The 1107-nt window shown below is 74.6% G+C and carries 1 protein-coding gene; it reads right to left on the bottom strand.

Annotation, left to right across the window (positions count from 1 at the left end; translation table 11 throughout):
* Positions 1-4: 4 nt before the first annotated feature.
* Complete coding sequence (locus HMPREF0731_RS21515) at positions 5-787, bottom strand: WecB/TagA/CpsF family glycosyltransferase (RefSeq protein WP_007006357.1); 783 nt, start codon at positions 785-787, stop codon at positions 5-7.
* Positions 788-1107: the final 320 nt, after the last annotated feature.

Raw genomic sequence — 1107 nt, 5'->3', positions numbered from 1 at the left:
GGCCTCAGCGGGGTGGCGCGCCGCCCGGCCGCTCCACCCGGCGCATCAGCCAGAGCAGGCGCGGCGCCTCCAGGATGTAGCGGCGCCACAGCCTTCGCGGCTCGCTGCCCAGCCGGTGCAGCCATTCCAGATGCGCCCGCTGCATCCAGAGCGGCGCGCGCCGCTTGGCCCCGGTGGTGAATTCCAGCGCCGCGCCGACGCAGAGCCCGATGCCGGTGGCGCGCCCGCCCTCGGCGATGCGCGCCGCCAGCATCTCCTGCCGCGGCGAGCCGACGCAGAGCAGGACGTAGCGCGCCGGATGCGCCAGCACGAAGTCGACGCAGGCGGCGACGGCGGCCGGGTCGTCGATGAAGCCCATGGGCGGGTTGTGGTGCGCGAGGCGCCGCAGGCCGAAGCGCTGCCGCAGCGCCTCCGCCACCTCTGGCGCGCCACCGATGATGGTGATGGGCGTGTCGGGCCCGGCGAGGCCGCGGGTGAACAGCGCCTCGGTCAGGTCGGAGCCCGGGGCGAGCTCGAGAGAAATGCCGCGCCGCGCCGCCAGCAGCCGCAGCACGCGGCTGTCGCAGACCGACAGCCAGGCGCCCTCATACACCGCGCGCAGCGCCGCATCGGCGCGCTCATGCCGCAGCAGATGGTCGGCATTGGGGGTGACGACATAGGCGAAGGGCGAAGCCGGGTCGCGCGCCGCCAGCCGCGCCAGCACCGCCTCCAGGTCCAGCGAATCGAAGCGCAGGCCGAGCAGGCGCTGGCTGGGCGGCGCGGCCGGTGCGGCGGCGGGTTCGGTCATGCGGGTCTCCCGGGGCGCGGCGAAGAAAGCACGGCGGTGTGGCCCGGAGGCTACCACTTCGCCTTCGCTTCATCCTAAACTGGCAGGGTTCGTGCGGAAGCATGACCTTCGCGGCGGGAGGGCCGCCCCGGGTCGCTGCCTCTCTGCGATCCTTGGAGGATTTGACGCTGCTCCGCCTGGCCATTCTGTCTTGGACGTTGCGGCCGGCCGTGGTGGCGATGGCAGGGCACGGGTGAGCGGCGGGCCGGAGCGCGAGCCGCCCGACGGGACCGGGCCGGAAGGCGGCACCGCGCCACAGGGCATGCCACAGCAGGCGGCCG

It is taken from the genome of Pseudoroseomonas cervicalis ATCC 49957, assembly GCF_000164635.1.
In the GTDB taxonomy this organism is placed as follows: domain Bacteria; phylum Pseudomonadota; class Alphaproteobacteria; order Acetobacterales; family Acetobacteraceae; genus Pseudoroseomonas; species Pseudoroseomonas cervicalis.
Note: the sequence above shows the minus strand (reverse complement) of the source record. Positions and strands in the feature narration are given on the sequence as shown.

Coding starts and splice junctions, on each gene's coding strand:
- HMPREF0731_RS21515 (WP_007006357.1), bottom strand. CDS start 787: ATGACCGAACCCGCCGCCGCACCGGCCGCGCCGCCCAGCCAGCGCCTG.